Annotated in this window: 34 protein-coding genes; 2 read left to right on the top strand and 32 right to left on the bottom strand. The window is 67.3% G+C overall.

What is annotated here, in order from left to right:
* Positions 1-227 precede the first annotated feature (227 nt).
* On the top strand, positions 228-1,277 hold the full coding sequence (gene coaA / locus OG737_RS18155) for a type I pantothenate kinase (protein WP_405678936.1): 1,050 nt from the start codon (positions 228-230) through the stop codon (positions 1,275-1,277).
* Positions 1,278-1,293: 16 nt separating this feature from the next.
* Positions 1,294-2,265: a DUF389 domain-containing protein gene (locus OG737_RS18150; protein ID WP_405678938.1), complete on the top strand. Its 972-nt coding sequence runs from the start codon at positions 1,294-1,296 to the stop codon at positions 2,263-2,265.
* On the opposite strand, the gene glmM is transcribed toward OG737_RS18150, so the two are convergent.
* The 32 genes from glmM to rplB all read right to left on the bottom strand — a co-directional run bounded on the left by glmM (position 2,262) and on the right by rplB (position 23,153).
* Positions 2,262-3,620: a phosphoglucosamine mutase gene (glmM, locus tag OG737_RS18145; RefSeq protein ID WP_405678940.1), complete on the bottom strand. Its 1,359-nt coding sequence runs from the start codon at positions 3,618-3,620 to the stop codon at positions 2,262-2,264. The genes OG737_RS18150 and glmM overlap by 4 nt on opposite strands.
* Positions 3,621-3,756: 136 nt before the next feature.
* Entirely contained in the window at positions 3,757-4,278 is a 522-nt protein-coding gene (gene rpsI / locus OG737_RS18140) for a 30S ribosomal protein S9 (RefSeq protein WP_215143970.1), read from the bottom strand.
* 42 nt (positions 4,279-4,320) lie between these two features.
* Complete coding sequence (rplM, locus tag OG737_RS18135) at positions 4,321-4,764, bottom strand: 50S ribosomal protein L13 (protein WP_150258788.1); 444 nt, start codon at positions 4,762-4,764, stop codon at positions 4,321-4,323.
* A gap of 232 nt (positions 4,765-4,996) precedes the next feature.
* Positions 4,997-6,280 carry a glycosyltransferase family 87 protein gene (locus tag OG737_RS18130; protein WP_328927168.1) on the bottom strand — a complete coding sequence of 428 codons (1,284 nt, stop codon included), beginning with the start codon at positions 6,278-6,280 and terminating at the stop codon, positions 4,997-4,999.
* A 67-nt stretch (positions 6,281-6,347) separates the two neighbouring features.
* On the bottom strand, positions 6,348-7,967 hold the full coding sequence (locus OG737_RS18125) for an ABC-F family ATP-binding cassette domain-containing protein (RefSeq protein ID WP_405678944.1): 1,620 nt from the start codon (positions 7,965-7,967) through the stop codon (positions 6,348-6,350).
* Between the two features lie 42 nt (positions 7,968-8,009).
* The gene (gene truA, locus OG737_RS18120; protein WP_328927166.1) at positions 8,010-8,861 is read right to left on the bottom strand and encodes a tRNA pseudouridine(38-40) synthase TruA; all 852 of its coding nucleotides are present in this window, start codon (positions 8,859-8,861) and stop codon (positions 8,010-8,012) included.
* A gap of 107 nt (positions 8,862-8,968) precedes the next feature.
* On the bottom strand, positions 8,969-9,442 hold the full coding sequence (gene rplQ, locus OG737_RS18115; RefSeq protein ID WP_319733898.1) for a 50S ribosomal protein L17: 474 nt from the start codon (positions 9,440-9,442) through the stop codon (positions 8,969-8,971).
* Positions 9,443-9,534: 92 nt separating this feature from the next.
* Positions 9,535-10,557 (bottom strand): DNA-directed RNA polymerase subunit alpha, encoded by a 1,023-nt coding sequence (locus OG737_RS18110; protein WP_007265920.1) that lies wholly within the window; start codon positions 10,555-10,557, stop codon positions 9,535-9,537.
* Between the two features lie 150 nt (positions 10,558-10,707).
* Entirely contained in the window at positions 10,708-11,112 is a 405-nt protein-coding gene (rpsK, locus tag OG737_RS18105) for a 30S ribosomal protein S11 (protein WP_003956432.1), read from the bottom strand.
* 54 nt (positions 11,113-11,166) lie between these two features.
* Positions 11,167-11,547: a 30S ribosomal protein S13 gene (gene rpsM / locus OG737_RS18100; RefSeq protein WP_007265919.1), complete on the bottom strand. Its 381-nt coding sequence runs from the start codon at positions 11,545-11,547 to the stop codon at positions 11,167-11,169.
* Between the two features lie 198 nt (positions 11,548-11,745).
* Complete coding sequence (rpmJ, locus tag OG737_RS18095) at positions 11,746-11,859, bottom strand: 50S ribosomal protein L36 (protein ID WP_003956441.1); 114 nt, start codon at positions 11,857-11,859, stop codon at positions 11,746-11,748.
* Between the two features lie 74 nt (positions 11,860-11,933).
* Entirely contained in the window at positions 11,934-12,155 is a 222-nt protein-coding gene (gene infA / locus OG737_RS18090) for a translation initiation factor IF-1 (RefSeq protein ID WP_003956442.1), read from the bottom strand.
* A 138-nt stretch (positions 12,156-12,293) separates the two neighbouring features.
* Positions 12,294-13,145 (bottom strand): type I methionyl aminopeptidase, encoded by an 852-nt coding sequence (gene map / locus OG737_RS18085; protein WP_328927164.1) that lies wholly within the window; start codon positions 13,143-13,145, stop codon positions 12,294-12,296.
* Positions 13,146-13,314: 169 nt separating this feature from the next.
* Positions 13,315-13,962 (bottom strand): adenylate kinase, encoded by a 648-nt coding sequence (locus tag OG737_RS18080; RefSeq protein ID WP_328927163.1) that lies wholly within the window; start codon positions 13,960-13,962, stop codon positions 13,315-13,317.
* Complete coding sequence (gene secY, locus OG737_RS18075; RefSeq protein WP_328927162.1) at positions 13,962-15,275, bottom strand: preprotein translocase subunit SecY; 1,314 nt, start codon at positions 15,273-15,275, stop codon at positions 13,962-13,964. The genes OG737_RS18080 and secY overlap by 1 nt, the downstream gene beginning before the upstream one ends.
* A 187-nt stretch (positions 15,276-15,462) precedes the next feature.
* Entirely contained in the window at positions 15,463-15,918 is a 456-nt protein-coding gene (rplO, locus tag OG737_RS18070; protein ID WP_008739693.1) for a 50S ribosomal protein L15, read from the bottom strand.
* A gap of 1 nt (position 15,919) precedes the next feature.
* Positions 15,920-16,102 carry a 50S ribosomal protein L30 gene (gene rpmD / locus OG737_RS18065; RefSeq protein WP_005313525.1) on the bottom strand — a complete coding sequence of 61 codons (183 nt, stop codon included), beginning with the start codon at positions 16,100-16,102 and terminating at the stop codon, positions 15,920-15,922.
* A complete protein-coding gene (rpsE, locus tag OG737_RS18060) occupies positions 16,102-16,704 on the bottom strand; it encodes a 30S ribosomal protein S5 (RefSeq protein ID WP_030388857.1) in 603 nt (200 codons plus the stop codon). The genes rpmD and rpsE overlap by 1 nt, the downstream gene beginning before the upstream one ends.
* A gap of 45 nt (positions 16,705-16,749) precedes the next feature.
* Entirely contained in the window at positions 16,750-17,133 is a 384-nt protein-coding gene (rplR, locus tag OG737_RS18055; RefSeq protein ID WP_008739696.1) for a 50S ribosomal protein L18, read from the bottom strand.
* A 2-nt stretch (positions 17,134-17,135) separates the two neighbouring features.
* On the bottom strand, positions 17,136-17,675 hold the full coding sequence (gene rplF, locus OG737_RS18050; protein ID WP_328927161.1) for a 50S ribosomal protein L6: 540 nt from the start codon (positions 17,673-17,675) through the stop codon (positions 17,136-17,138).
* Positions 17,676-17,695: 20 nt separating this feature from the next.
* Positions 17,696-18,094: a 30S ribosomal protein S8 gene (gene rpsH, locus OG737_RS18045; protein ID WP_007265911.1), complete on the bottom strand. Its 399-nt coding sequence runs from the start codon at positions 18,092-18,094 to the stop codon at positions 17,696-17,698.
* A gap of 222 nt (positions 18,095-18,316) precedes the next feature.
* The gene (locus OG737_RS18040) at positions 18,317-18,502 is read right to left on the bottom strand and encodes a type Z 30S ribosomal protein S14 (protein ID WP_003956452.1); all 186 of its coding nucleotides are present in this window, start codon (positions 18,500-18,502) and stop codon (positions 18,317-18,319) included.
* Positions 18,503-18,507: 5 nt separating this feature from the next.
* The gene (gene rplE / locus OG737_RS18035; protein WP_030154702.1) at positions 18,508-19,059 is read right to left on the bottom strand and encodes a 50S ribosomal protein L5; all 552 of its coding nucleotides are present in this window, start codon (positions 19,057-19,059) and stop codon (positions 18,508-18,510) included.
* Positions 19,059-19,382 carry a 50S ribosomal protein L24 gene (rplX, locus tag OG737_RS18030; protein ID WP_073912889.1) on the bottom strand — a complete coding sequence of 108 codons (324 nt, stop codon included), beginning with the start codon at positions 19,380-19,382 and terminating at the stop codon, positions 19,059-19,061. Before rplX ends, rplE begins: the two co-directional genes overlap by 1 nt.
* Before the next feature lie 2 nt (positions 19,383-19,384).
* Positions 19,385-19,753 carry a 50S ribosomal protein L14 gene (gene rplN / locus OG737_RS18025; RefSeq protein WP_008739701.1) on the bottom strand — a complete coding sequence of 123 codons (369 nt, stop codon included), beginning with the start codon at positions 19,751-19,753 and terminating at the stop codon, positions 19,385-19,387.
* A 106-nt stretch (positions 19,754-19,859) separates the two neighbouring features.
* Positions 19,860-20,141, bottom strand: coding sequence for a 30S ribosomal protein S17 (gene rpsQ, locus OG737_RS18020; protein ID WP_030008467.1), 282 nt, complete (start codon positions 20,139-20,141; stop codon positions 19,860-19,862).
* Complete coding sequence (rpmC, locus tag OG737_RS18015) at positions 20,141-20,365, bottom strand: 50S ribosomal protein L29 (protein WP_008739703.1); 225 nt, start codon at positions 20,363-20,365, stop codon at positions 20,141-20,143. The genes rpsQ and rpmC overlap by 1 nt, the downstream gene beginning before the upstream one ends.
* Positions 20,365-20,784, bottom strand: a complete 420-nt coding sequence (gene rplP / locus OG737_RS18010) for a 50S ribosomal protein L16 (protein WP_008739704.1) — start codon at positions 20,782-20,784, stop codon at positions 20,365-20,367. Before rplP ends, rpmC begins: the two co-directional genes overlap by 1 nt.
* Positions 20,785-20,789: 5 nt before the next feature.
* Positions 20,790-21,632, bottom strand: a complete 843-nt coding sequence (gene rpsC / locus OG737_RS18005) for a 30S ribosomal protein S3 (RefSeq protein WP_266626437.1) — start codon at positions 21,630-21,632, stop codon at positions 20,790-20,792.
* Positions 21,632-21,979, bottom strand: a complete 348-nt coding sequence (gene rplV, locus OG737_RS18000; protein WP_328930380.1) for a 50S ribosomal protein L22 — start codon at positions 21,977-21,979, stop codon at positions 21,632-21,634. Before rplV ends, rpsC begins: the two co-directional genes overlap by 1 nt.
* A 43-nt stretch (positions 21,980-22,022) precedes the next feature.
* Positions 22,023-22,304, bottom strand: a complete 282-nt coding sequence (gene rpsS, locus OG737_RS17995) for a 30S ribosomal protein S19 (protein WP_008739713.1) — start codon at positions 22,302-22,304, stop codon at positions 22,023-22,025.
* A gap of 12 nt (positions 22,305-22,316) precedes the next feature.
* Positions 22,317-23,153, bottom strand: coding sequence for a 50S ribosomal protein L2 (gene rplB, locus OG737_RS17990; protein WP_008739715.1), 837 nt, complete (start codon positions 23,151-23,153; stop codon positions 22,317-22,319).
* Between the last annotated feature and the right edge of the window lie 28 nt (positions 23,154-23,181).

Genomic DNA, 23,181 nt, shown 5'->3' with positions numbered 1-23,181 from the left:
GAATTCAGGGCAGCACGAAGAACTTCTCGGAGCTGCGGTGATCCACAATGTACGGGCGATTCGATCACGCGATCGGGTTTTCGCGCGGCGGCTCCGGATCGTGACCAGGGCGAGACCCCCGCTGCGCCGAATCGAGACCGGCCCCGGCCCGGGCCCCTGCCCGCTCCCCCTCGGCACGTGACCGACCCCACCACCCACAACCGCCCCCGAGCCCCGACAATGGCGGTGTGATCACTTCGCCGCCACGAAGCAGCACGCCGGACAGCGCAACGGGGCGCAATGGCCGGGAGGGGCACCCCACGCGCCCCGCCCACCGGCGGGGCCCCGAGCCCTCGCCGTACGTCGACCTCACCCGTGCCGAGTGGAGCGCCCTGCGCGAGCGGACCCCGCTGCCGCTCACCGCCGACGAGGTCGAGCGGCTGCGCGGCCTCGGCGACGTCATCGACCTCGACGAGGTCCGTGACGTGTACCTGCCACTGTCCCGCCTCCTGAACCTGTACGTCGGCGCCACCAGCAACCTCCGGGGCACCCTCAACACCTTCCTCGGCGACGCGGGCAACGGCCACGGGGCCCAGCAGGGCACCCCGTTCGTCATAGGGGTCGCCGGCTCGGTCGCCGTGGGCAAGTCCACCGTGGCCCGTCTGCTCCAGGCCCTCCTCGCCCGCTGGCCCGAGCACCCGCGCGTGGAGCTCGTCACCACCGACGGCTTCCTCTACCCGATGAAGGAGCTCCAGCGGCGCGGGCTCACGTCCCGCAAGGGCTTCCCCGAGTCCTACGACCGCCGTGCGCTCACCCGCTTCGTCGCCGACATCAAGGCCGGGAAGGACGAGGTCCGGGCCCCGGTCTACTCGCACCTGATCTACGACATCGTGCCGGGCGAGGAGCTCGTCGTACGCCGCCCGGACATCCTCATCGTCGAGGGCCTCAACGTGCTCCAGCCGGCCCTCCCCGGCAAGGACGGCCGGACCCGCGTCGGCCTCGCCGACTACTTCGACTTCAGCGTGTACGTGGACGCGCGCCCCGAGGACATCGAGCGCTGGTACCTGGGCCGCTTCCGGAAGCTGCGCGAGACCGCCTTCCAGAATCCTTTCTCCTACTTCCGCAAGTACACCCAGGTCTCCGAGGAGGAGGCCATGGAGTACGCGCAGACGATGTGGCGGACCGTCAACAAGCCCAACCTGCTGGAGAACGTGGCCCCCACCCGCGGCCGCGCCACCCTGGTCGTACGCAAAGGACCGGACCACAAGGTGCAGAAGCTGAGCCTGCGCAAGCTCTAGTGGCTAGGGTGCGGGAATGCTGCATCTCCGGATGATCACCCCGCACCACCTCACCGAGCAGGTGGTGGCGCTGATCGGCCGGACGGTCGGAACCACCCATCTGGTCGTGCTGACCGGCGCCGCCCGCGACCCCGAGGGCGATCTCGTACTGTGCGACGTCGCCCGCGAGGCGGCCGACGAGCTGCTGCAGGAGATGCGCTCGATCGGCATCGGCAAGACCGGTTCGATCGCCGTCGAGAACATCGACCTGTCGATCTCCGCACGCGCCGACGACGCGGAGGAGGAGGCGCCGGGCGAGGCCGCCGACGCGGTGGTCTGGGAACAGCTCGCCGAGTCGACCCACGAGGAATCCACCCTCACGATCACCTACGGCGTCTTCATGATCGTGGCGACGATGATCGCGGCCTGCGGCGTGATCCTGGACAACGCCATCCTGATCGTGGGCGCCATGGCGGTCGGCCCGGAGTTCGGCCCGCTCGCCGGCATCTGCACGGGCCTGGTGCAGCGCCGGCCGAGGCTGGCCGGGCGCTCGCTCTTCGCGCTGGTCGTCGGCTTCACGGCGGCGATCGTGGCGACGACGGTCTTCAGTCTGGTGATGGACGCGCTCGGCCTGTTCCACGGCGGAATGCTCGACAACCCCCGGCCGAACACCAGCTTCATCTGGCAGCCCGACCCGTTCTCCTTCGTCGTGGCGCTGCTCGCCGGCGTGGCCGGCATGCTGTCGCTGACGTCGGCGAAGGCCGGTGCGCTGGTCGGCGTGGCGATCTCCGTCACCACCGTCCCGGCGGGCGCCAACGCCGCCGTGGCGCTCAGCTACGGAGAGTTCGCCCAGATGTGGGGCTCCGCCATCCAGCTGGCGCTCAACCTGGGCGGCATCATCCTCTCGGGCACGCTCACCCTCATCGCCTGGAAACTGCTGTGGCGCACCCAGCAGAGCCGGATGATCCGGAAGCCGGGTGCGCCACGCGGGCCGAGCGGTGCGGTTTAGCCCAGCGCCGACTTCACGACGTCCGCGAGCCGGCCGGCCACCGCGCGGGCCTGCTCGATGTCCGCGGCCTCCACCATCACCCGTACGAGCGGCTCCGTACCCGACGGACGGAGCAGCACCCGCCCGGTGGTGCCGAGCTCGCGCTCGGCGTCGGCCACCGCCGCCGCCAGCTCCGCGGAGGTCCCCACGCGGGACCTGTCCACGTCGGGAACGTTGATCAGCACCTGCGGCAGCCGCTGCATGACGCCCGCCAGCTCGGCGAGGGACTTGCCGGTGGCCGCGACGCGCGCCGCCAGCAGCAAGCCGGTCAGCGTGCCGTCGCCGGTCGTCGCGTGGTCGAGGATGATCACGTGGCCGGACTGCTCGCCGCCCAGCGCGTAGCCGTGCTCCTTCATCGACTCCAGCACGTACCGGTCGCCGACGCCGGTCTGCACGACCTGGATGCCCTCGGCCTCCATGGCCAGCTTGAAGCCCAGGTTCGACATCACGGTGCCGACCACGGTGTTCTCGCGCAGCTGCCCGGCCTCGCGCATGGCCAGCGCCAGCACCGCGAGGATCTGGTCGCCGTCGACCTCCGCGCCGGTGCCGTCCACGGCCAGGCAGCGGTCCGCGTCACCGTCGTGCGCGATGCCGAAGTCCGCGCCGTGCTCGACCACGGCCGCCTTGAGCAGGCCGAGGTGGGTGGAGCCGCAGCCGTCGTTGATGTTCAGGCCGTTGGGCTCGGCGCCGATCGTGACGATCTCCGCGCCGGCCCGGGTGAAGGCCTCGGGCGACACGTACGCGGCCGCGCCGTGCGCCTCGTCCAGGACGACCTTCAGGCCGTCGAGGCGGTTGGGGAGGACCCCGATGAGGTGGGCGACGTACTTGTCGAAGCCCTCGGTGTAGTCGGAGACCCGGCCGACGCCGGAGCCGGTGGGCCGGTCCCAGGGAGCGCCGGTGCGGTGCTCCTCGTAGGTCGACTCGATGCGGTCCTCCAGCTCGTCGGCGAGCTTGTGGCCGCCGCGCGCGAAGAACTTGATCCCGTTGTCGGGCATGGCGTTGTGGCTGGCGGAGAGCATCACGCCGAGGTCGGCACCCAGCGCACCGGTGAGATACGCCACCGCCGGGGTGGGCAGCACACCGACGCGCAGGACGTCCACGCCCGCGCTCGCGAGGCCGGCCACGACCGCCGCCTCGAGGAATTCGCCGGAGGCCCGGGGGTCCCGGCCGACCACGGCGGTCGCGCGGTGACCCGCGAAGGTACCCGCTTCGGCCAGTACGTGGGCAGCCGCCACGGAGAGGCCGAGCGCGAGCTCCGCCGTCAGATCCGCGTTGGCGACGCCGCGTACACCGTCCGTCCCGAAGAGTCGTCCCACTGTTGTCCTCCCGAGTTTCCGCTTCGCTTTGTGACCGCTTGTGACAGGTATTTGCCGCTTGTGGCGGTAAACGAACCGCCCCGGCAGCACAGAGAGTGCTGCCGGGGCGGTTTCGTTGCAGAACAGCAGGCGCAGATTAACGCTTGCTGTACTGCGGAGCCTTACGGGCCTTCTTGAGACCGGCCTTCTTGCGCTCGACCGCACGGTCGTCGCGGGAGAGGAAGCCGGCCTTCTTCAGCGCCGGGCGGTTGTTGTCCACGTCCGCCTCGTTCAGCGCACGGGCCACACCGAGGCGCAGGGCGCCGGCCTGGCCGGAGACGCCGCCACCCGCGATGCGGGCGATGATGTCGTAGCGGTTGTCCAGCTCAAGGAGCTTGAACGGCTCGTTGACTTCCTGCTGGTGCACCTTGTTGGGGAAGTAGTCCTCAAGGGTGCGACCGTTGATCTTCCACTTGCCGGTGCCCGGAACGATCCGGACGCGGGCGATGGCGTTCTTGCGACGGCCCAGGCCGGCAGCCGGCTGGGGGTCGCCGAAGCGACCGGCAAGGGACTCGGAGGTGTAGTCGCCCTCGACGACGACCTCAGACTCGCTGGTGTACTCCTCGACGTTGCCCTCGAACTCGTCGACGGGGGTCGTCTCGGCGGTGGTCTCGGCCACGATGCTCCTCAGAATTTTCTACGTCTTAGGGGGTGGCCGGAACTACTGCGCGACCTGGGTGATCTCGAACGGCACCGGCTGCTGGGCAGCGTGGGGGTGCTGGTCGCCCGAGTAGACCTTCAGCTTCGAGAGCATCTGACGGCCCAGGGTGTTCTTGGGGAGCATGCCCTTGATGGCCTTCTCGACGGCCTTCTCCGGGTTGTTCGCCAGGAGGTCGTCGTAGCGCACGGAGCGGAGACCACCCGGGTAGCCGGAGTGGCGGTACGCCATCTTCTGCGACGCCTTGTTGCCGGACAGGTGAACCTTGTCGGCGTTGACGATGATGACGAAGTCGCCCATGTCCATGTGGGGGGCGTAGGTCGGCTTGTGCTTGCCCTTCAGGAGGGCAGCGGCCTGGGTCGCCAGACGGCCGAGGACAACGTCCTGGGCGTCGATGACGAGCCACTGGCGCGAGATGTCGCCGGGCTTGGGGCTGAACGTACGCACGCGTATGCCTTCGCTTCTTCAGTGGTGGTATCCCCTGGGGCGCAAGCCCTGCGGGAAGGGTCCTGACAGGTCACCACGGACGATCACGACAGCCCTCGTTCACATCAGGGACGCAACCCGTGTGAACCGCTGGTCATCGGCCCGGTGGACCGGCGTAAGGCCCTTTCACGTGAGAATGAGCAAGCCAATACGCATAACAAACCAGCAGGATACCCAAGCAGACCCATACGGGTCAAAACGCGGTCCGCGATGCCGATTCTGCTGGCGTCGCGGCGCACTCCGGTTCGGTCCTGGGAGGGGACCCCGCAGTTGTTACAGGGTCCAGAGTAACCCGCCCGGAGCGCAGCGCACGACGCCCCAGCAGGATCGCGAGCCCGCACAGGGTGGCGCAGTCCTTGAACGCCCGCCGCTTGCGCTCCAGCTCCGAGGGCCACGGGATCCCCGCCACCTGCGGCCCCAGGGCCGCCCAGAACCAGGGCGAGCGGGGCATCGAGCCCGGCCGCACCGCCGAGGCGAGCAGCAGCGGCAGGACCACCAGCAGGTAGTGGTCGAAGGACGGCCGCGAGACCAGGAATGCGGCGAGCATCACCATGCAGGCCGTCTCCACCAGCCGCAGCTCGCCGTCGTCGGCCTCGTCCGTCCGCCGCCACCGCGTCCAGGCCGCCCACAGTCCGGCCCCGGCACCCGCGAACGCGACCAGCACCGCCAGCGGCTCCGGCACCCCCAGCCGCGGCAGCACCGCGATCGGCGAGGCGTCCCACGGGAGCGCGTACGCGTCCTGCCCCTGGAGCAGGAACGGCAGGGTCTTGGTGAAGAACAGCGACGGGCTCGGCATCAGCAGCGCGCCGGCCATCGAGATCCCCAGCGGCACGAGCACGGCCGCGGCCAGCCCCCGCCACCGCCGGGCGACCAGGAAGAGCAGCCCCATCGGCACCAGCATCGGCTTGCAGGCGATGGCCAGCCCCACCACCAGGCCGGCCGCCCCCCAGTGCCGCCGGTGCGCGAGCAGCAGCGCCACCGGCAGCGCGGCCGCCGAGATGGCGGTCCAGTTACCGATCAGCACGAGGTTGATGTACGGCTTGTAGGCGAGGGCGAGGACCGGGAAGCCGACCACCGCGAAGCGCGAGCGCAGCGGCACCGAGAACAGCCGCAGCGCCGCCAGCCACCCCACGCCCAGCAGCGCCGACATCGCGACCGGCAGCGTCCACCTCAGCACCACCTGCGGCAGCAGCGCCTCCGGCACCGCCATCAGCACGGCACTGGGCAGGTACAGGAAGCGCTTGTCCTCGTACGGGGACCCGCCCGCCAGCAGCGTTTCCGCGGCCTTGACCACGAAGGCGTTGTCCGAGCCCCAGTTCTCCCGCAGGCTCGTGGAGACGGCGATCCCCAGCAGCACCGCGAGCGAGAGGAGCTGCCAGGGCCGCGAGGCGGGCCGCAGCAGCCAGTCGATCAGCCGGTTGCCGGCGGGCGCGCTCCCGGGGATCCGGGCCCCGGCGTTCTGGGTCTCCCACTTCATCAGCCAGATGCTAGGCCGCAGCCCCACGGCGACTTCCCCTCACTCCGGCGGAGGGGGTGGTCTCCCCCTAGCGCTTGCGTTCGACTCTACGTTCGTCCCAGACGGGTTCCTGAGTCTCCCGCACAACACCGTCCGAACCGAAGACCAGGTAACGGTCAAATGTGCGCGCGAACCACCGGTCGTGCGTGACGCACAGCACAGTGCCCTCGTAGGCCTCCAGGCCGTCCTGGAGCGCCTCCGCGGATTCCAGGTCCAGGTTGTCCGTCGGCTCGTCCAGCAGCAGCGCCGTCGTGCCCGCCAGCTCCAGCAGCAGGATCTGGAAACGTGCCTGCTGGCCGCCGGAGAGCCGCTCGAACGGCTGGTCCCCCTGGCGCTCCAGCTCGTACCGGCGCAGTGCGCCCATCGCCGCGCCGAGCGGCAGCGCGCTCTCCGTCCACAAGATGTCCACGAGCGTGCGGCCGAACAGCTCCGGGTGCGCGTGCGTCTGCGCGAAATGGCCGGGAACCACCCGTGCGCCCAGCTTCCACGTGCCCGTGTGCTTGACGTCCTCGCCCGCCAGCAGCCGCAGGAAGTGCGACTTGCCCGAGCCGTTCGAGCCGAGCACCGCGACCCGCTCGCCGTAGAAGACCTCCAGCGAGAAGGGCTTCATCAGGCCCGTGAGCTCCAGGTTCTCCACGGTGAGCGCGCGCACGCCCGTACGGCCGCCCTTGAGCCGCATCCGGATGTCCTGCTCGCGCGGCGGCTCGGGCGGCGGACCGGCCTCCTCGAACTTCTTGAAGCGGGTCTGCATCGCGTGGTACCGCGAGGCCATGTCCGGGCTGATCGCGGCCTGGTTGCGCAGCCGCAGCACCAGGGCCTTCAGCCGGGCGTGCTCCTCGTCCCAGCGCCGCTTGAGCTCCTCGAAGCGCGCGAAGCGCTCCTTGCGGGCCTCGTGGTACGTGCCGAAGCCCGCGCCGTGCACCCAGACGTCGGAACCGTTCGGGCTCGCCTCCAGGCTGATGATCTTCTCGGCGGCCTGCGTCAGCAGCTCCCGGTCGTGCGAGACGAACAGCACCGTCTTGCGGGTGGCCTTCAGCTGCTCCTCGAGCCACCGCTTGCCCGGGACGTCCAGATAGTTGTCCGGCTCGTCGAGCAGCAGCACCTCGTCCGGCCCGCGCAGCAGCGCCTCCAGCACGAGCCGCTTCTGCTCACCGCCCGACAGCGTGCGCACCTCGCGGAACTGCGCCGAGTCGTACGGGATCGCCAGCGCGGCCATCGTGCAGACGTCCCACAGCGTCTCCGCCTCGTACCCCTGGACGTCGGCCCAGTCGCTCAGCGCCTGCGCGTACGCCATCTGCGCGGCCTCGTCGTCCACCGTCAGGATCAGATGCTCGGCGCGGTCCACGGCCTTCGCGGCCTCCCGGATCCGCGGCTGGGCCACCGAGACCAGGAGGTCCCGTACGGTCGTCTCGTCCCGCACCGAGCCCACGAACTGCGACATCACACCGAGGCCGCCGGAGACGGTGATGCCGCCGCCGTGCGGCTGCAGCTCCCCGGAGATCATCTTCAGCAGGGTGGTCTTACCGGCCCCGTTCGCCCCGACGAGCGCGACGACCGACCCCTCCCCCACGCGGAAGGAGACGTCAGGGAGCAGTACCCGCCCGTCGGGAAGGTAGTACTCCAGGTGGCTGGCTTCGAGATGTCCCATGCCGGGCATTGTCCAGGCCGAGCGCCGATCCGCCCAAACGGATTAGCAGCAACCGGCGCCCGGGAGGGTCCGCACGTTGCGCGCTTCCTTGCTGCGGGCCGCCAGGAGCTCGTCGGCCGGGTAGCCGACCTCCTCCAGGGTCAGCCCGTGCGGCTTGACCACGTGCACCGAGGAGTCCCGTACGGCCGCTTCCAGCACCTTGCCGGGCCAGTCGGTCGGCCGGTGCCCGTCACCCACGTGCAGCAGGGCCCCCACCAGCGAGCGGACCATGTTGTGGCAGAAGGCGTCGGCGCGGACGGTCGCGGTGATGATCCCGTCGTCGCCGCGCTCCCAGCTGAGCTGCTGGAGCGTACGGATGGTCGTGGCGCCCTCGCGCTTCTTGCAGTACGCGGCGAAGTCGTGCTCGCCGAGCAGCGGGGCGGCGGCCTCGTTCATGGCGTCCACGTCGAGGGGCCACTGGTGCCACAGCACGTGGCCGCGGCGCAGCGGGTCGACGCCGCCCTGATGGTCGCCTACGCGGTAGGCGTAGCGGCGCCAGATGGCCGAAAAACGCGCGTTGAAGCCCTGCGGGGCCTCGGCCACCTTCCACACCCGTACGTCGTGCGGCAGCCGGCCCGCGAGGCGGCGCAACAGCTTGTCGTGGTGCTCGGCCCAGACCTCCTCGGCCAGGTCGAACTGCGCGACCTGCCCGCGGGCGTGCACACCCGCGTCGGTACGCCCGGCCACGGTCAGCTCGACGGGCTCGGACAGCCGCATCACGGTCTGCAGGGCCGACTCCAGCTCGCCCTGGACGGTCCGCAGCACGCGCTGCTTCGCCCAGCCGGAGAAGTCCTTGCCGTCATAGCTCAGGTCCAGCCGCACCCGGACGTGCCCGGGCTCCACCTCGTCACTCACGTGACAGATCCTCTCAGGCGGGTCTTTCAGGAACGTAGAACGGGCCCGCCCCCGGAAGGGGCGGGCCCGTTCAAAGCCGATCAAGCAAGCTCGATCCCGTAGCGGGATCAGGCCTCCTTGGTCTCCTCGGCGGGGGTCTCGGTGGCCTCGGCCTTGGCCTCCGCCTCCTTGACCGCACGCTTGGTGGCGGCCTCGGCCTCACCGGTGGCCTGCTGGGCGACCGTAAGGGCCTCGACCAGCTCGATCACGGCCATCGGGGCGTTGTCGCCACGACGGTTGCCGATCTTGGTGATGCGCGTGTAACCACCGGGGCGGTTCTCGTAGCGCGGGGCGATCTCGGTGAACAGCGTGTGCACGATGCTCTTGTCCGTGATCGTCTGCAGCACCAGGCGACGGTTGTGGATGTCGCCCTTCTTGGCCTTGGTGACCAGACGCTCGGCGTAGGGACGCAGGCGACGGGCCTTGGCCTCGGTGGTGGTGATGCGGCCGTGCTCGAAGAGCGCCTTCGCGAGGTTCGCGAGAAGGTGCTTCTCGTGCGCGGCGGAGCCGCCCAGACGGGCACCCTTTGCGGGACGCGGCATGGTGTTACTCCTTCATATCTGCACCGGCCGTGTCAGGTACCGGTGTCAGTTCCCCCGAGGCGGACGCCGCGGGAAAGATCTACGGGTGCTGCTTAGTACTGCTCGGTCTCGACGAAACCGGCGTCCGCGTCGTCGTCGGCGCCGAAGGCGTCGGCGGCGGCGGTCGGGTCGAATCCGGGCGGGCTGTCCTTGAGGGCCAGGCCCATGCCGGCCAGCTTCGCCTTGACCTCGTCGATCGACTTCGCACCGAAGTTGCGGATGTCGAGCAGGTCGGCCTCAGAGCGGGCGACGAGCTCACCCACGGAGTGGATGCCCTCGCGCTTGAGGCAGTTGTACGACCGAACGGTGAGCTCGAGCTCCTCGATCGGCAGCGCCAGGTCGGCGGCCAGGGCGGCGTCCGTGGGGGACGGGCCCATGTCGATGCCCTCGGCGTCGATGTTGAGCTCGCGCGCCAGACCGAACAGCTCGACCAGGGTCTTACCGGCGGACGCCATCGCGTCACGCGGGCGCATGGCCTGCTTGGTCTCGACGTCGACGATCAGCTTGTCGAAGTCGGTGCGCTGCTCGACTCGGGTCGCCTCGACCTTGTAGGTGACCTTGAGGACCGGGCTGTAGATGGAGTCGACCGGGATGCGGCCGATCTCCTGGCCCAGCTGCTTGTTCTGGACGGCGGAGACGTAGCCGCGACCGCGCTCGACGGTCAGCTCCATCTCCAGCTTGCCCTTGCCGTTGAGCGTGGCGAGGACCAGGTCCGGGTTGTGCACCTCGACACCGGCCGGGGGCGCGATGTCGGCAGCGGTGACCAGGCCGGGACCCTGCTTGCGCAGGTACATCACGACCGGCTCGTCGTGCTCCGAGGAGACGACCAGCTGCTTGATGTTGAGGATGATGTCGGTGACGTCTTCCTTGACACCCGGCACGGTGGTGAACTCGTGCAGGACGCCGTCCACGCGGATGCTGGTGACAGCGGCACCCGGGATCGAGGACAGGAGCGTACGGCGCAGGGAGTTACCGAGGGTGTAGCCGAAGCCCGGCTCCAGCGGCTCGATCACGAACCGCGAGCGGTACTCGTCTACGACCTCTTCGGTCAGCGAAGGACGCTGAGCGATAAGCATGTCTGTGTTCCTTCATTCGTGGACGCCCACTATTTGACGCCCGACGGGATGCCGTACCGGAGTACGGCTACTGCAAGGGTACGGGCGGTACGTCCCCCGAAGGGGTCGTACCGCCCGGACACTCAAGAACGCACAGGTGCGTCCGCTGCGTCAGACGCGGCGGCGCTTCGGCGGGCGGCAGCCGTTGTGCGGGGTGGGGGTGACGTCCTGGATCGAGCCGACCTCGAGGCCGGTGGCCTGGAGGGAGCGGATCGCGGTCTCGCGGCCGGAGCCCGGACCCTTGACGAAGACGTCAACCTTGCGCATGCCGTGCTCCTGCGCGCGGCGGGCGGCCGACTCGGCGGCCATCTGCGCGGCGAAGGGGGTGGACTTGCGCGAGCCCTTGAAGCCGACGTGGCCGGCGGAGGCCCAGGAGATCACGTTGCCCGAGGGGTCGGTGATCGAAACGATGGTGTTGTTGAACGTGCTCTTGATGTGGGCGTGCCCGTGAGCGACGTTCTTCTTTTCCTTGCGGCGCACCTTCTTGGCAGCGCCCTGACGACCCTTGGGGGGCATCTAAATCTCCTACGGGAGGTGGTCGGTCCTACAGCGCAAGACCGCTGAACAGGACTACTTCTTGCCCGGCTTCTTCTTACCGGCGATCGCGCGACGCGGGCCCTTGCGGGTACGCGCGTTCGTGCTGGTGCGCTGACCGTGCACCGGCAGGCCACGACGGTGGCGGATGCCCTGGTAGCACTGGATCTCGATCTTGCGGCGAATGTCGCCCTGGATCTCGCGGCGGAGGTCACCCTCGGTACGGAGGTTGGCGTCCACGTACTCGCGGATCTTGACGAGGTCCTCTTCGGCCAGGTCACGAACGCGGGTGTTCGGGTTCACGCCGGTGGAGGCGAGGATCTCCTTGGACCGGGTGCGCCCGATACCGAAGACGTAGGTGAGTGCGATCTCCACACGCTTTTCGCGCGGGATGTCAACACCGGAAACGCGTGCCACAAATGGCTCCTGTGTGTTCGGGGGTCTTCCGCAGAACCACTCCCGACCGCCGACCACCCGAAGTGGGTGATGGTACGTCCGGGTCCCCGGCCCCCGCCGGAGGTACCGCCGGCCCCTTGCAGGGCTGGGCGGATTCTGCGTATGTACGTTTTCTTACGTCGCGCGAAGAACTGCGTAGTGCAGGTCGGTCGGCGTGCGTCAGCCCTGGCGCTGCTTGTGGCGCAGGTTGTCGCAGATGACCATGACCCGACCGTGACGGCGGATCACCTTGCACTTGTCGCAGATCTTCTTGACGCTCGGCTTGACCTTCATGTTGGTGAGGTTCTCCGGGTCAGTGCCACCACCCGCACCGGGACAAGACGCCCAGGCAGGAGTGAGGACAAGATCTACTTGTATCGGTAGACGATCCGGCCACGCGTGAGGTCGTACGGAGACAGCTCCACGACGACCCGGTCATCCGGGAGGATGCGGATGTAGTGCATGCGCATCTTGCCGCTGATGTGCGCGAGGACCTTGTGACCGTTCTGCAGTTCCACCTTGAACATCGCGTTCGGGAGGGACTCGATCACGGTGCCCTCGATTTCGATGGCACCTTGCTTCTTGGCCACGCTTCGCCCTTCGAATCGGCTACCTTGATCGGCCTCGCGCGCCATGCAGGCATGGAAGTGCACGAGAGCCGACGAGTCAGTCTACGTCAGGGCACCCAGAAAGACGAATCCGGAAAGTTTGCCCCAGAGTGTAGATCATTACGCCAGAGGGTCCGGAGCCGTGGTGACTCCGTACTCCGCCAGCTTCGCCTTGCCGCAGTCCGGGCTGGTCAGGACGATGGGACCGTCCTCCGTCAGGGCGATGGAGTGCTCCCAGTGCGAGGACCAGGTGCCGTCCGTCGAGATGACCGTCCAGTCGTCCGCCAGGACCTCGGTCTGGGCCGTGCCCAGGGAGACCATCGGCTCGATCGCCAGGCAGACGCCCGGGACCAGCTTGATCCCCTTGCCCCGCTTGCGCGAGACGTAGTTCAGCAGGTGGGGGTCCATGTGCATCTCGGACCCGATGCCGTGGCCGCCGTAGTCCTCGATGATCCCGAACTTGCCGAGGCTGTGCTCACCCGTCGCCGGACGCGGCTGGCGCTTGATGTACCCCTCGATCGCCTTCGAGATGTCCACGAGGCGGTTGCCGAGCTTCATGGCGGCGATGCCGGCCCACATGGACTCCTCGGTCACCCGGGACAGCTCCACGAGCTCAGGAGCGTGCCCGGTGCCCACGAAGGCGGTGTAGGCCGCGTCCCCGTGCCAGCCGTCGACGATCGCGCCGGCGTCGATCGAGATGATGTCGCCGTCCTTGAGGACCGTCTTGTCGTCCGGGATGCCGTGGACGACGACCTCGTTCACCGAGGTGCAGATGGTCGCGGGGAAACCGCCGTAGCCGAGGAAGTTCGACTTGGCCCCGGCGTCCGCGATGACCTTGCGGGCCACCATGTCCAGATCCCGCGTCGTGGCGCCCGGGACGGCCGCCTCACGGGTCGCCGCGTGGATCGCGGCGACGACCAGCCCTGCCTCGCGCATCTTCGCGATCTGCTCGGGGGTCTTGATCTGCACCATGAACGTGCCTTCCCTCTTTTGCGGCTAAACCGCCGCCGCTCTCGCGGAGGTGGTTGATCTCCGCTGTGGTTCCTCAATTATTGGCTGATGTCACAAGAAGCCGCGCCATGCAGACGGCCGCGGCACCCCCGTGGGGACACCGCGGCCGTACCTGCACAACAAGGGGTGACTACTTCTGCAGCGCTTCCATCGCGCGCTTCGTGACGTCCGCGACCTCACCGAGGGCGGGGATGGTCACGAGCAGGCCCTGGGCCTTGTAGTAGTCGATGATCGGCTCGGTCTGCGTGTGGTAGACCTCCAGCCGGTTGCGGACGGTGTCCTCCGAGTCGTCGCCGCGCTGGTACAGCTCGCCGCCGCAGGTGTCGCAGACACCCTCGGCCTTCGGCGGGGCGTACGTGACGTGGAACACGTGCGCGGAGTCGTTGCGGCAGATGCGCCGACCGGCGATCCGCTTCACGACCTCGTCCTCCTCGACCTCCAGGTCGAGGACGGCGTCCAGCTTCATGGACGCGGCCTGGAGCATCGTGTCGAGCGCCTCGGCCTGCGAGACATTGCGCGGGAAGCCGTCGAGCAGGAAGCCGTTCACCGCGTCGGCCTGCTCCATGCGGTCCTTGGCCATACCGATGGTGATCTCGTCGGGGACGAGGTCACCGGCATCCATGAACGCCTTGGCGCGCAAGCCGAGCTCGGTGTTCTGGCTGATGTTGGCCCGGAACAGGTCGCCCGTGGAGATGTGCGGGATCGACAGGTTCTTGGCAAGGAACGCAGCCTGCGTTCCCTTGCCCGCACCGGGCGGTCCAACGAGGACGATTCGCATCAGCGGAGGAACCCTTCGTAATTACGCTGCTGGAGCTGGCTCTCGATCTGCTTCACGGTTTCCAGACCCACACCCACGATGATCAGGATGCTCGTCCCGCCGAACGGGAAGTTCTGGTTCGCTCCGAAGCCGGCCAACGCCATCGTCGGCACAAGAGCGATGAGACCCAGGTACAGCGACCCCGGCCAGGTGATCCGGTTGAGTACGTAGCTCAGGTACTCGGCGGTAGGTCGACCGGCGCGGATACCCGGGATGAACCCACCATACTTCTTCATGTTGTCTGCAACTTCCTCGGGGTTGAACGAAATCGCCACGTAGAAGAACGCGAAGAAGACGATCAGGAGGAAGTACGTCGCGATGTAGTACGGGTGGTCACCCTTGACGAAGTGCTTCTGGATCCAAGTGGCCCAGCCCGCCTGGGATCCGCTGAACTGGACGATCAGCGCCGGGATGTACAGCAGCGACGAGGCGAAGATGACGGGAATGACACCCGCCTGGTTCACCTTCAGCGGGATGTAGGTCGAGGTGCCGCCGTACGCGCGGCGACCGATCATGCGCTTCGCGTACTGGACCGGGATCCGGCGCTGCGCCTGCTCGACGAAGACCACCAGGGCGACCATCACCAGGCCGACGATGATGACCACGCCGAACTCGACCCAGCCGCCCGCGATCTTGCCCTGGAGCTTGATGGCCCAGAGGGCGCCGATGAAGCCCGCGGCGATCGAGATGAACATGAGGATCGACATGCCGTTGCCGATGCCGCGGTCGGTGATGAGCTCACCGAGCCACATGACGACGCAGGTGCCGGCGGTCATGGTGATCACCATGACGATCGTGGTGAAGATCGACCGGTCCGGAACGATCTCGCGGCCGACCGGGCAGGTCCCGAAAAGGGCGCCCGTGCGGGCGGTGGCGACCAGGCCGGTGCCCTGCAGGATCGCGAGGGCGACCGTCAAATAGCGCGTGTACTGAGTGATCTTCGCCGTGCCGGACTGTCCCTCTTTTTTGAGGTTCTCCAGCTTCGGGATGACCACGGTCAGCAGCTGCAGGATGATGCTCGCCGTGATGTACGGCATGATGCCGAGCGCGAAGATCGTGATCTGCAGCAGCGCACCGCCGCTGAACATGTTGACGAGACCGAACAGCCCGTTGCTGCTGCCTGCCTGGTCAACACAGATCTGTACGTTCTTGTAGCTCACGCCGGGTACCGGGATGTGGGACCCGAGCCGGAACAGCACGATGATGCCGAGCGTGAAGAGCAGCTTCTTGCGCAGGTCGGGCGTCTTGAACGCCCGGGCGAACGCGGTGAGCACGGTGCCTCCTGCGACCCCCGCGCTACTGCGTCAGAGGTGACGGTCTGAGGGATCGACGAATACGACAAAGCAAAGGTGCACGCCACCTTACCGGCGAGTGTGCCTTCCGTGGAACGACCAACCGGGGATGCCCCATATGTGAGGCATCCCCGGTCGGGTTTCGAGCTATTCAGCCACTGATTTCGTCTTAGACGAGCTCGGTGACAGTGCCGCCGGCAGCGGCAATCTTCTCCTTGGCGGAGGCGGAGACGGCGTCAACCGAAACCTGCAGCGCCACGGAGAGCTCGCCCTGGCCCAGGACCTTGACGAGGCTGTTCTTGCGAACCGCGCCCTTGGCGACCAGGTCGGCCACCGTGACTTCTCCACCCTCGGGGTAGAGAGCGCCGAGCTTGTCCAGGTTGACAACCTGGAACTCGGTGCGGAACGGGTTCTTGAAGCCCTTGAGCTTCGGCAGGCGCATGTGGAGGGGCATCTGCCCACCCTCGAAGCGCTGCGGGATCTGGTAGCGGGCCTTCTGGCCCTTCGTACCACGACCGGCCGTCTTACCCTTCGACGCCTCACCACGACCGACACGGGTCTTCGCGGTCTTGGCGCCGGGGGCGGGACGGAGGTTGTGGGCCTTCAGCGGGCTGTTCTCAGCCATGTTAGTCAACCTCCTCAACCGTCACGAGGTGGCGGACGGTGTGCACCATTCCGCGGAACTCGGGGCGGTCCTCCTTGACGACCACGTCGTTCAGGCGCTTCAGCCCGAGCGAACGCAGAGTGTCGCGGTGGTTCTGCTTGCTGCCGATGTACGACTTCGTCTGCGTGATCTTGAGGCGAGCCATTACGCACCCGCCCCAGCACGCGCACGAAGCAGAGCCGCGGGGGCGACGTCCTCGAGGGGCAGACCACGGCGAGCCGCGATCTCCTCGGGACGCTGCAGGCCCTGGAGGGCCGCCACGGTCGCGTGCACGATGTTGATCGCGTTGTCGGAGCCCAGGGACTTCGACAGGATGTCGTGAACGCCGGCGCACTCCAGAACGGCGCGCACCGGGCCACCGGCGATAACACCGGTACCGGGGGAAGCAGGCTTCAGCAGGACGACGCCCGCAGCCTTCTCACCCTGGATCGGGTGCGGGATGGTGCCCTGGATGCGCGGAACCTTGAAGAAGTTCTTCTTGGCTTCCTCGACACCCTTGGCAATGGCCGCGGGAACTTCCTTGGCCTTGCCGTAACCGACACCTACAGTGCCGTCACCGTCGCCCACCACGACCAGCGCGGTGAAGCTGAAGCGGCGACCACCCTTGACAACCTTGGCGACGCGGTTGATCGCGACAACGCGCTCAACGTAAGCGGTCTTCTCGGCGGCAGGGCCACCGTCGCGACCCTTCCGGTCCCGCCGCTCGCCGCCACCGGCACCGCTTCCGCGGCGCTGGGGTCCAGCCATTGGATTACCTCTCTCTGTTACGTCCGTGAGTCCCGGAACCGGGGCTTAGAACTTCAGCCCGGCTTCGCGGGCGGCGTCAGCCAGAGCGGCAATGCGCCCGGCGTATCGGTTGCCACCGCGGTCGAACACGACGGTCTCGACACCCGCAGCCTTGGCACGCTCGGCGACGAGCGCGCCGACGGCCTGGGCCTGGGCGCTCTTGTCGCCTTCGCCACCGCGGATCGAGGTGTCCAGGGTCGACGCGGACGCCAGGGTGTGACCCTGGAGGTCGTCGATGACCTGAGCAACGATGTTGCGGTTGGAACGCGTCACGACGAGGCGCGGACGCTCCGCCGTACCCGAGACGTTCTTGCGGATGCGGATGTGGCGGCGAGCCTTGGCAGCGCGCTTGTACGCGTCGCCCTTGGCGATCTTCACACCGTATGCCATGGCTACTTACCAGCCTTTCCGACCTTGCGGCGGATGACCTCGCCGGCGTACTTGACACCCTTGGCCTTGTACGGGTCGGGCTTCCGCAGCTTGCGGATGTTGGCGGCGACCTCGCCGACCTTCTGCTTGTCGATGCCCTCGACCGAGAACTTGGTCGGCGACTCGACCTTGAAGGAGATGCCCTCGGGCGCCTCCACCAGGATCGGGTGGCTGTAGCCGAGCTGGAACTCCAGGTTGGAGCCCTTCGCGGCCACGCGGTAACCGACACCGCTGATCTCGAGAGCCTTGACGTACCCCGTGGTCACACCGGTGATCATGTTCGCCACCAGCGTGCGGGACAGGCCGTGCAGGGCCTTGTTCTGACGCTCGTCGTTCGGGCGGGTGACGTTCAGAACGCCGTCCTCACCCTTGACGACTGCGATGGGCGCCTTAACGGTGTGCGTGAGGGAACCCTTGGGGCCCTTCACGGCAACCGTGCTGCCATCGATGGTGACGTCCACACCGGCGGGAACCTGGATGGGGAGCTTGCCGATTCGCGACATTGCTTTTCCTCCGTTCCCGACTACCAGACGTAGGCGAGGACTTCCCCACCTACGCCCTTCTTGCCTGCCTGCTGGCCGGTCAGGAGACCGTGGGACGTGGAGATGATCGCCACGCCCAGGCCGCCGAGGACCTTCGGCAGGTTGGTGGACTTCGCGTACACGCGCAGACCGGGCTTCGAGATCCGCTTGATGCCCGCGATGGAGCGCTCACGGTTCGGCCCGAACTTCAGCTCGAGGACGAGGTTCTTGCCGACCTCGGCGTCCTCGACCTTCCAGCCGGTGATGAAACCCTCCTGCTTGAGGATCTCTGCGATGTGCGACTTGATCTTGCTGTGCGGCATCACGACGGTGTCGTGGTACGCCGAGTTAGCGTTACGCAGACGGGTCAGCATGTCTGCGATCGGGTCAGTCATGGTCATGAAGTGGCCTTCGGCCTCTCTCGCCGGGGTTTCCTGTATGCGCCATCCCTCTCCCCACTCAGTGGCGGGACGGGTGCGGTGCGGGGACCTACGGCGTAGTAAGTCGATAGGGCGGCGGACGCCCAACCCCACAAGCCTACGGCATGCGGAGCTGGGCACCCACCGACCAGATGCTTACCGAGAGTGCCTGGTACCGCCCAAGTCCTTGCGGACGAGGGGGAATTACCAGGAGCTCTTGGTCACGCCCGGCAGCTCGCCACGGTGAGCCATCTCACGAAGGCAGACGCGGCACAGGCCGAACTTGCGGTACACGGAGTGGGGACGACCGCAGCGCTGGCAGCGGGTGTACGCACGCACACCGAACTTGGGCTTGCGGGCAGCCTTCGCGATGAGAGCCTTCTTCGCCATCTCGCTTACGCCTCCTTGAAGGGGAAGCCGAGGTGACGAAGGAGCGCGCGGCCCTCAGCGTCGTTGGTCGCCGTGGTGACCACGGTGATGTCCATACCCCGGGTACGGTCGATCTTGTCCTGGTCGATCTCGTGGAACATGACCTGCTCCGTGAGACCGAAGGTGTAGTTGCCACGGCCGTCGAACTGCTTCGGCGACAGACCACGGAAGTCACGGATACGCGGAAGCGCGAGCGACAGCGTACGGTCCAGGAACTCCCACATGCGGTCACCACGGAGGGTGACGTGGCAGCCGATCGGCTGACCCTCGCGCAGCTTGAACTGCGCGATGGACTTGCGGGCCTTCGTGACGGCCGGCTTCTGACCGGTGATCGTCGTCAGGTCGCGGATGGCGCCGTCGATCAGCTTGGAGTCGCGGGCGGCGTCGCCCACACCCATGTTGACCACGATCTTCACGAGGCCGGGGATCTGCATGACGTTCTCGTAGGAGAACTCTTCACGCAGCTTGCCCGCGATGTCCTCGCGGTACTTCGTCTTGAGACGCGGAGTGGTAGCCATCAGATGTCCTCACCCGTCCGCTTGGCAACGCGGATCTTGTTGCCCTCGTCGTCGAAGCGGAAACCGACGCGGGTGACGACCTTCTGGCCGTCCTTCTCCACAACCAGCTGAACGTTGCTGACGTGGATCGGCGCCTCGGTGATCACGATGCCACCGGTCTGCGAGCCACCAGCGGTCTGACCGGCCTTGGTGTGCTTCTTGACCCGGTTGACACCCTCGACGAGGACGCGGTTCTCAGCGGGGAAGGCAACGATGACCTTGCCCTGCTTGCCCTTGTCCTTACCGGTGATGACCTGAACCAGGTCGCCCTTCTTGATCTTCATGCTTACAGCACCTCCGGCGCGAGCGAGATGATCTTCATGAACTTCTTCTCGCGCAGCTCACGGCCCACCGGGCCGAAGATACGGGTGCCGCGAGGGTCGCCGTCGTTCTTCAGAATGACGGCGGCGTTCTCGTCAAAGCGGATGTACGAGCCGTCCTGGCGGCGACGCTCCTTGACGGTGCGAACGATGACCGCCTTGACGACGTCACCCTTCTTCACGTTGCCACCGGGGATCGCGTCCTTGACGGTGGCGACGATGACGTCACCGATGCCCGCGTAGCGGCGACCGGAACCACCGAGAACACGGATGCAAAGGATTTCCTTGGCACCAGTGTTGTCGGCGATACGCAGTCGCGACTCCTGCTGGATCACGTGTATCTCCTGTTTGTCTGCCGGTTCCCGGCGGGGGCTTCACTCCGAGGAGCTGGGCCCCCACCGAGCCTGGCGGAACGAATCCGGGGGAAACCCCCCGGACGAATTACTTGGCCTTCTCGAGGATCTCGACGATGCGCCAGCGCTTGCTCGCCGACAGCGGACGCGTCTCCATGATGAGGACGCGGTCGCCGACGCCGGCAGCGTTCTGCTCGTCGTGAGCCTTGAGCTTGTTCGTACGGCGGATGACCTTGCCGTACAGGGCGTGCTTCACGCGGTCCTCGACGGCGACGACGACGGTCTTGTCCATCTTGTCGCTGACGACCAGACCCTCACGGGTCTTGCGGAAACCGCGCTCGGTCTTCTCAGTCACGTTGTTCTCGCTCATCAGGCGCTCTCCACCGTCTCGATACCGAGCTCACGCTCGTGCATCAGGGTGTAGATGCGAGCGATGTCCTTACGGACGGACTTGAGCCGGCCGTTGTTCTCCAGCTGACCCGTGGCCGCCTGGAAGCGGAGCTTGAACAGCTCCTCCTTGGCCTCGCGCAGCTTGCCAACGAGCTCCTCGTTGCCGAGCTCACGCAGCTCGGACGCCTTGGTTCCCGTCGCCATCACGACTCACCTGCCTCGCGCCGAACAATCCGGCACTTCATCGGAAGCTTGTGAGCAGCGCGGGTGAGCGCCTCACGAGCAATCTTCTCGTTCGGGTAGGACAGCTCGAACATGACCCGGCCCGGGTGCACGTTGGCGATCCACCACTCGGGAGAACCCTTACCGGAACCCATGCGGGTCTCGGCAGGCTTCTTCGTCAGCGGACGGTCCGGGTAGATGTTGATCCAGACCTTGCCGCCACGCTTGATGTGGCGGGTCATCGCAATACGAGCCGCCTCGATCTGGCGGTTCGTCACGTACGCCGGGGTCAGCGCCTGGATGCCGTACTCACCGAACGTGACCTCAGTACCGCCCTTCGCCATACCACTGCGCTTGGGGTGGTGCTGCTTGCGGTGCTTGACCCTACGAGGGATCAGCATGTCGGTCAGGCCTCCGTTCCGGTGCTCTCGGCCGGAGCGGCGGCGGGAGCGTCGGCCTTGGGGGCCTCGGCACCAGCAGCCTGCTGCGGCTTGCGGCCACCACGGCCGCCGCGCTCGCCACCACGGCCACCACGGCCGGCGGGACGGTCGCCTGCGCCTGCGGCACCACGGGCCGGGCGGTTACCCGCACGGGCCGCAGCGTTCTCGGCGCGAACCTCGGCGATGTTCTTGACGTCGCCCTTGTAGATCCAGACCTTCACACCGATACGGCCGAAGGTGGTCTTGGCCTCGAAGAAGCCGTAGTCCACGTTCGCGCGCAGCGTGTGCAGCGGCACACGACCCTCGCGGTAGAACTCGGAGCGGGACATCTCGGCGCCGCCGAGACGACCGCCACACTGGATCTTGATGCCCTTGGCGCCGGCCTTCATCGTGCCCTGCATGCTCTTACGCATGGCGCGACGGAAGGAGACGCGGGAGGAGAGCTGCTCGGCAACGGCCTGGGCAACCAGCTGAGCGTCGAGCTCGGGGTTCTTGACCTCGAGGATGTTCAGCTGGACCTGCTTGCCCGTGAGCTTCTCGAGGTCACCGCGGATGCGGTCGGCCTCGGCGCCACGGCGGCCGATGACGATGCCCGGACGAGCGGTGTGGATGTCCACACGCACGCGGTCACGGGTGCGCTCGATCTCAACCTTCGAGATGCCGGCGCGCTCCATGCCGGACGTCATCATCCGACGGATGGCGACGTCTTCCTTGACGTAGTCCTTGTACAGCTTGTCGGCGTACCAACGCGACTTGAAGTCGGTGGTGATGCCGAGCCGGAACCCGTGCGGGTTTACCTTCTGGCCCATTACCGGGAACCTTCCTTGCTGCTGACGACCACGGTGATGTGGCTGGTCCGCTTGCGGATCCGGTAGGCACGGCCCTGCGCACGCGGACGGAACCGCTTCAGGGTCGGGCCCTCGTCCACGAACGCCTCGCTGATGAACAGCGAAGAAGCGTCCGGGTGGTTGTAGTTGTGTGCGGCGTTGGCAATGGCGCTGTCAAGCACCTTGCCGACCGGCACGCTCGCGGCCTGCGGGGCGAAACGCAGGACCGCCTGAGCATCCGTGGCATCCATGCCACGGATAAGGTCCACCACTCGGCGGGCCTTCATGGGCGTGACGCGGATGTACCGCGCCTGGGCCCTGGCTTCCATGGTTGTCCCTTCGGTGTAAGTCATAGTCGTAACCACCCCGCCTTTAGCGGCGCTTCGACTTCCGGTCGTCCTTGACGTGGCCGCGGAAGGTGCGAGTCGGCGAGAACTCGCCGAGCTTGTGGCCGACCATCGACTCGGTGACGAACACCGGGACGTGGGTCTTGCCGTTGTGCACCGCGATGGTGTGACCCAGCATGCTGGGGATGATCATCGAGCGACGGGACCAGGTCTTGATGACGTTCTTGGTGCCGGCTTCGTTCTGGACGTCCACCTTCTTTACGAGGTGGTCGTCGACGAAGGGCCCCTTCTTGAGACTGCGCGGCATCTAAACCCGCTCCTAGCGCTTCTTGTTCGTCTTGCGGCGGCGGACGATGTACTTGCTCGAAGCCTTCTTCGGCGAGCGAGTACGACCCTCCTTCTGACCCCACGGGGAGACCGGGTGGCGACCACCACTGGTCTTGCCCTCACCACCACCGTGCGGGTGGTCAACCGGGTTCATCGCGACACCGCGGACGGACGGGCGAACGCCCTTCCAGCGCATGCGGCCGGCCTTGCCCCAGTTGATGTTCGACTGCTCGGCGTTGCCGACCTCACCGACGGTGGCGCGGCAGCGCGCGTCGACCAGGCGGATCTCACCGGAAGGCATACGAAGGTGGGCCATCGTGCCCTCCTTCGCCAGCAGCTGCACGGAGGCACCCGCGGAACGGGCGAACTTGGCGCCACCACCGGGACGGAGCTCGATCGCGTGGATCGTGGTACCGACCGGGATGTTGCGGAGGGCCAGGTTGTTGCCGGGCTTGATGTCGGCCGTGGGGCCGTTCTCAATCCGGTCGCCCTGCTTCAGAGCCTTCGGCGCGATGATGTAGCGCTTCTCGCCGTCCGCGTAGTGCAGGAGCGCGATGCGCGCAGTGCGGTTGGGGTCGTACTCGATGTGCGCGACCTTGGCCGGCACGCCGTCCTTGTCGTGACGACGGAAGTCGATCACGCGGTAGGCGCGCTTGTGTCCACCACCCTGGTGGCGAACGGTGATCCGGCCGGTGTTGTTACGGCCGCCCTTGCTGTGCAGAGGGCGAACCAGCGACTTCTCCGGCGTGGACCGCGTGATCTCGACAAAGTCGGCGACGCTGGAGCCACGACGGCCCGGGGTCGTCGGCTTGTACTTGCGGATACCCATTTCTCAGTCCTCGTCCGATTCCGGACGA

Source organism: Streptomyces sp. NBC_00122, assembly GCF_045160845.1.
Lineage (GTDB): Bacteria > Actinomycetota > Actinomycetes > Streptomycetales > Streptomycetaceae > Streptomyces.
This window is presented reverse-complemented; position numbering and strand designations above follow the sequence as displayed.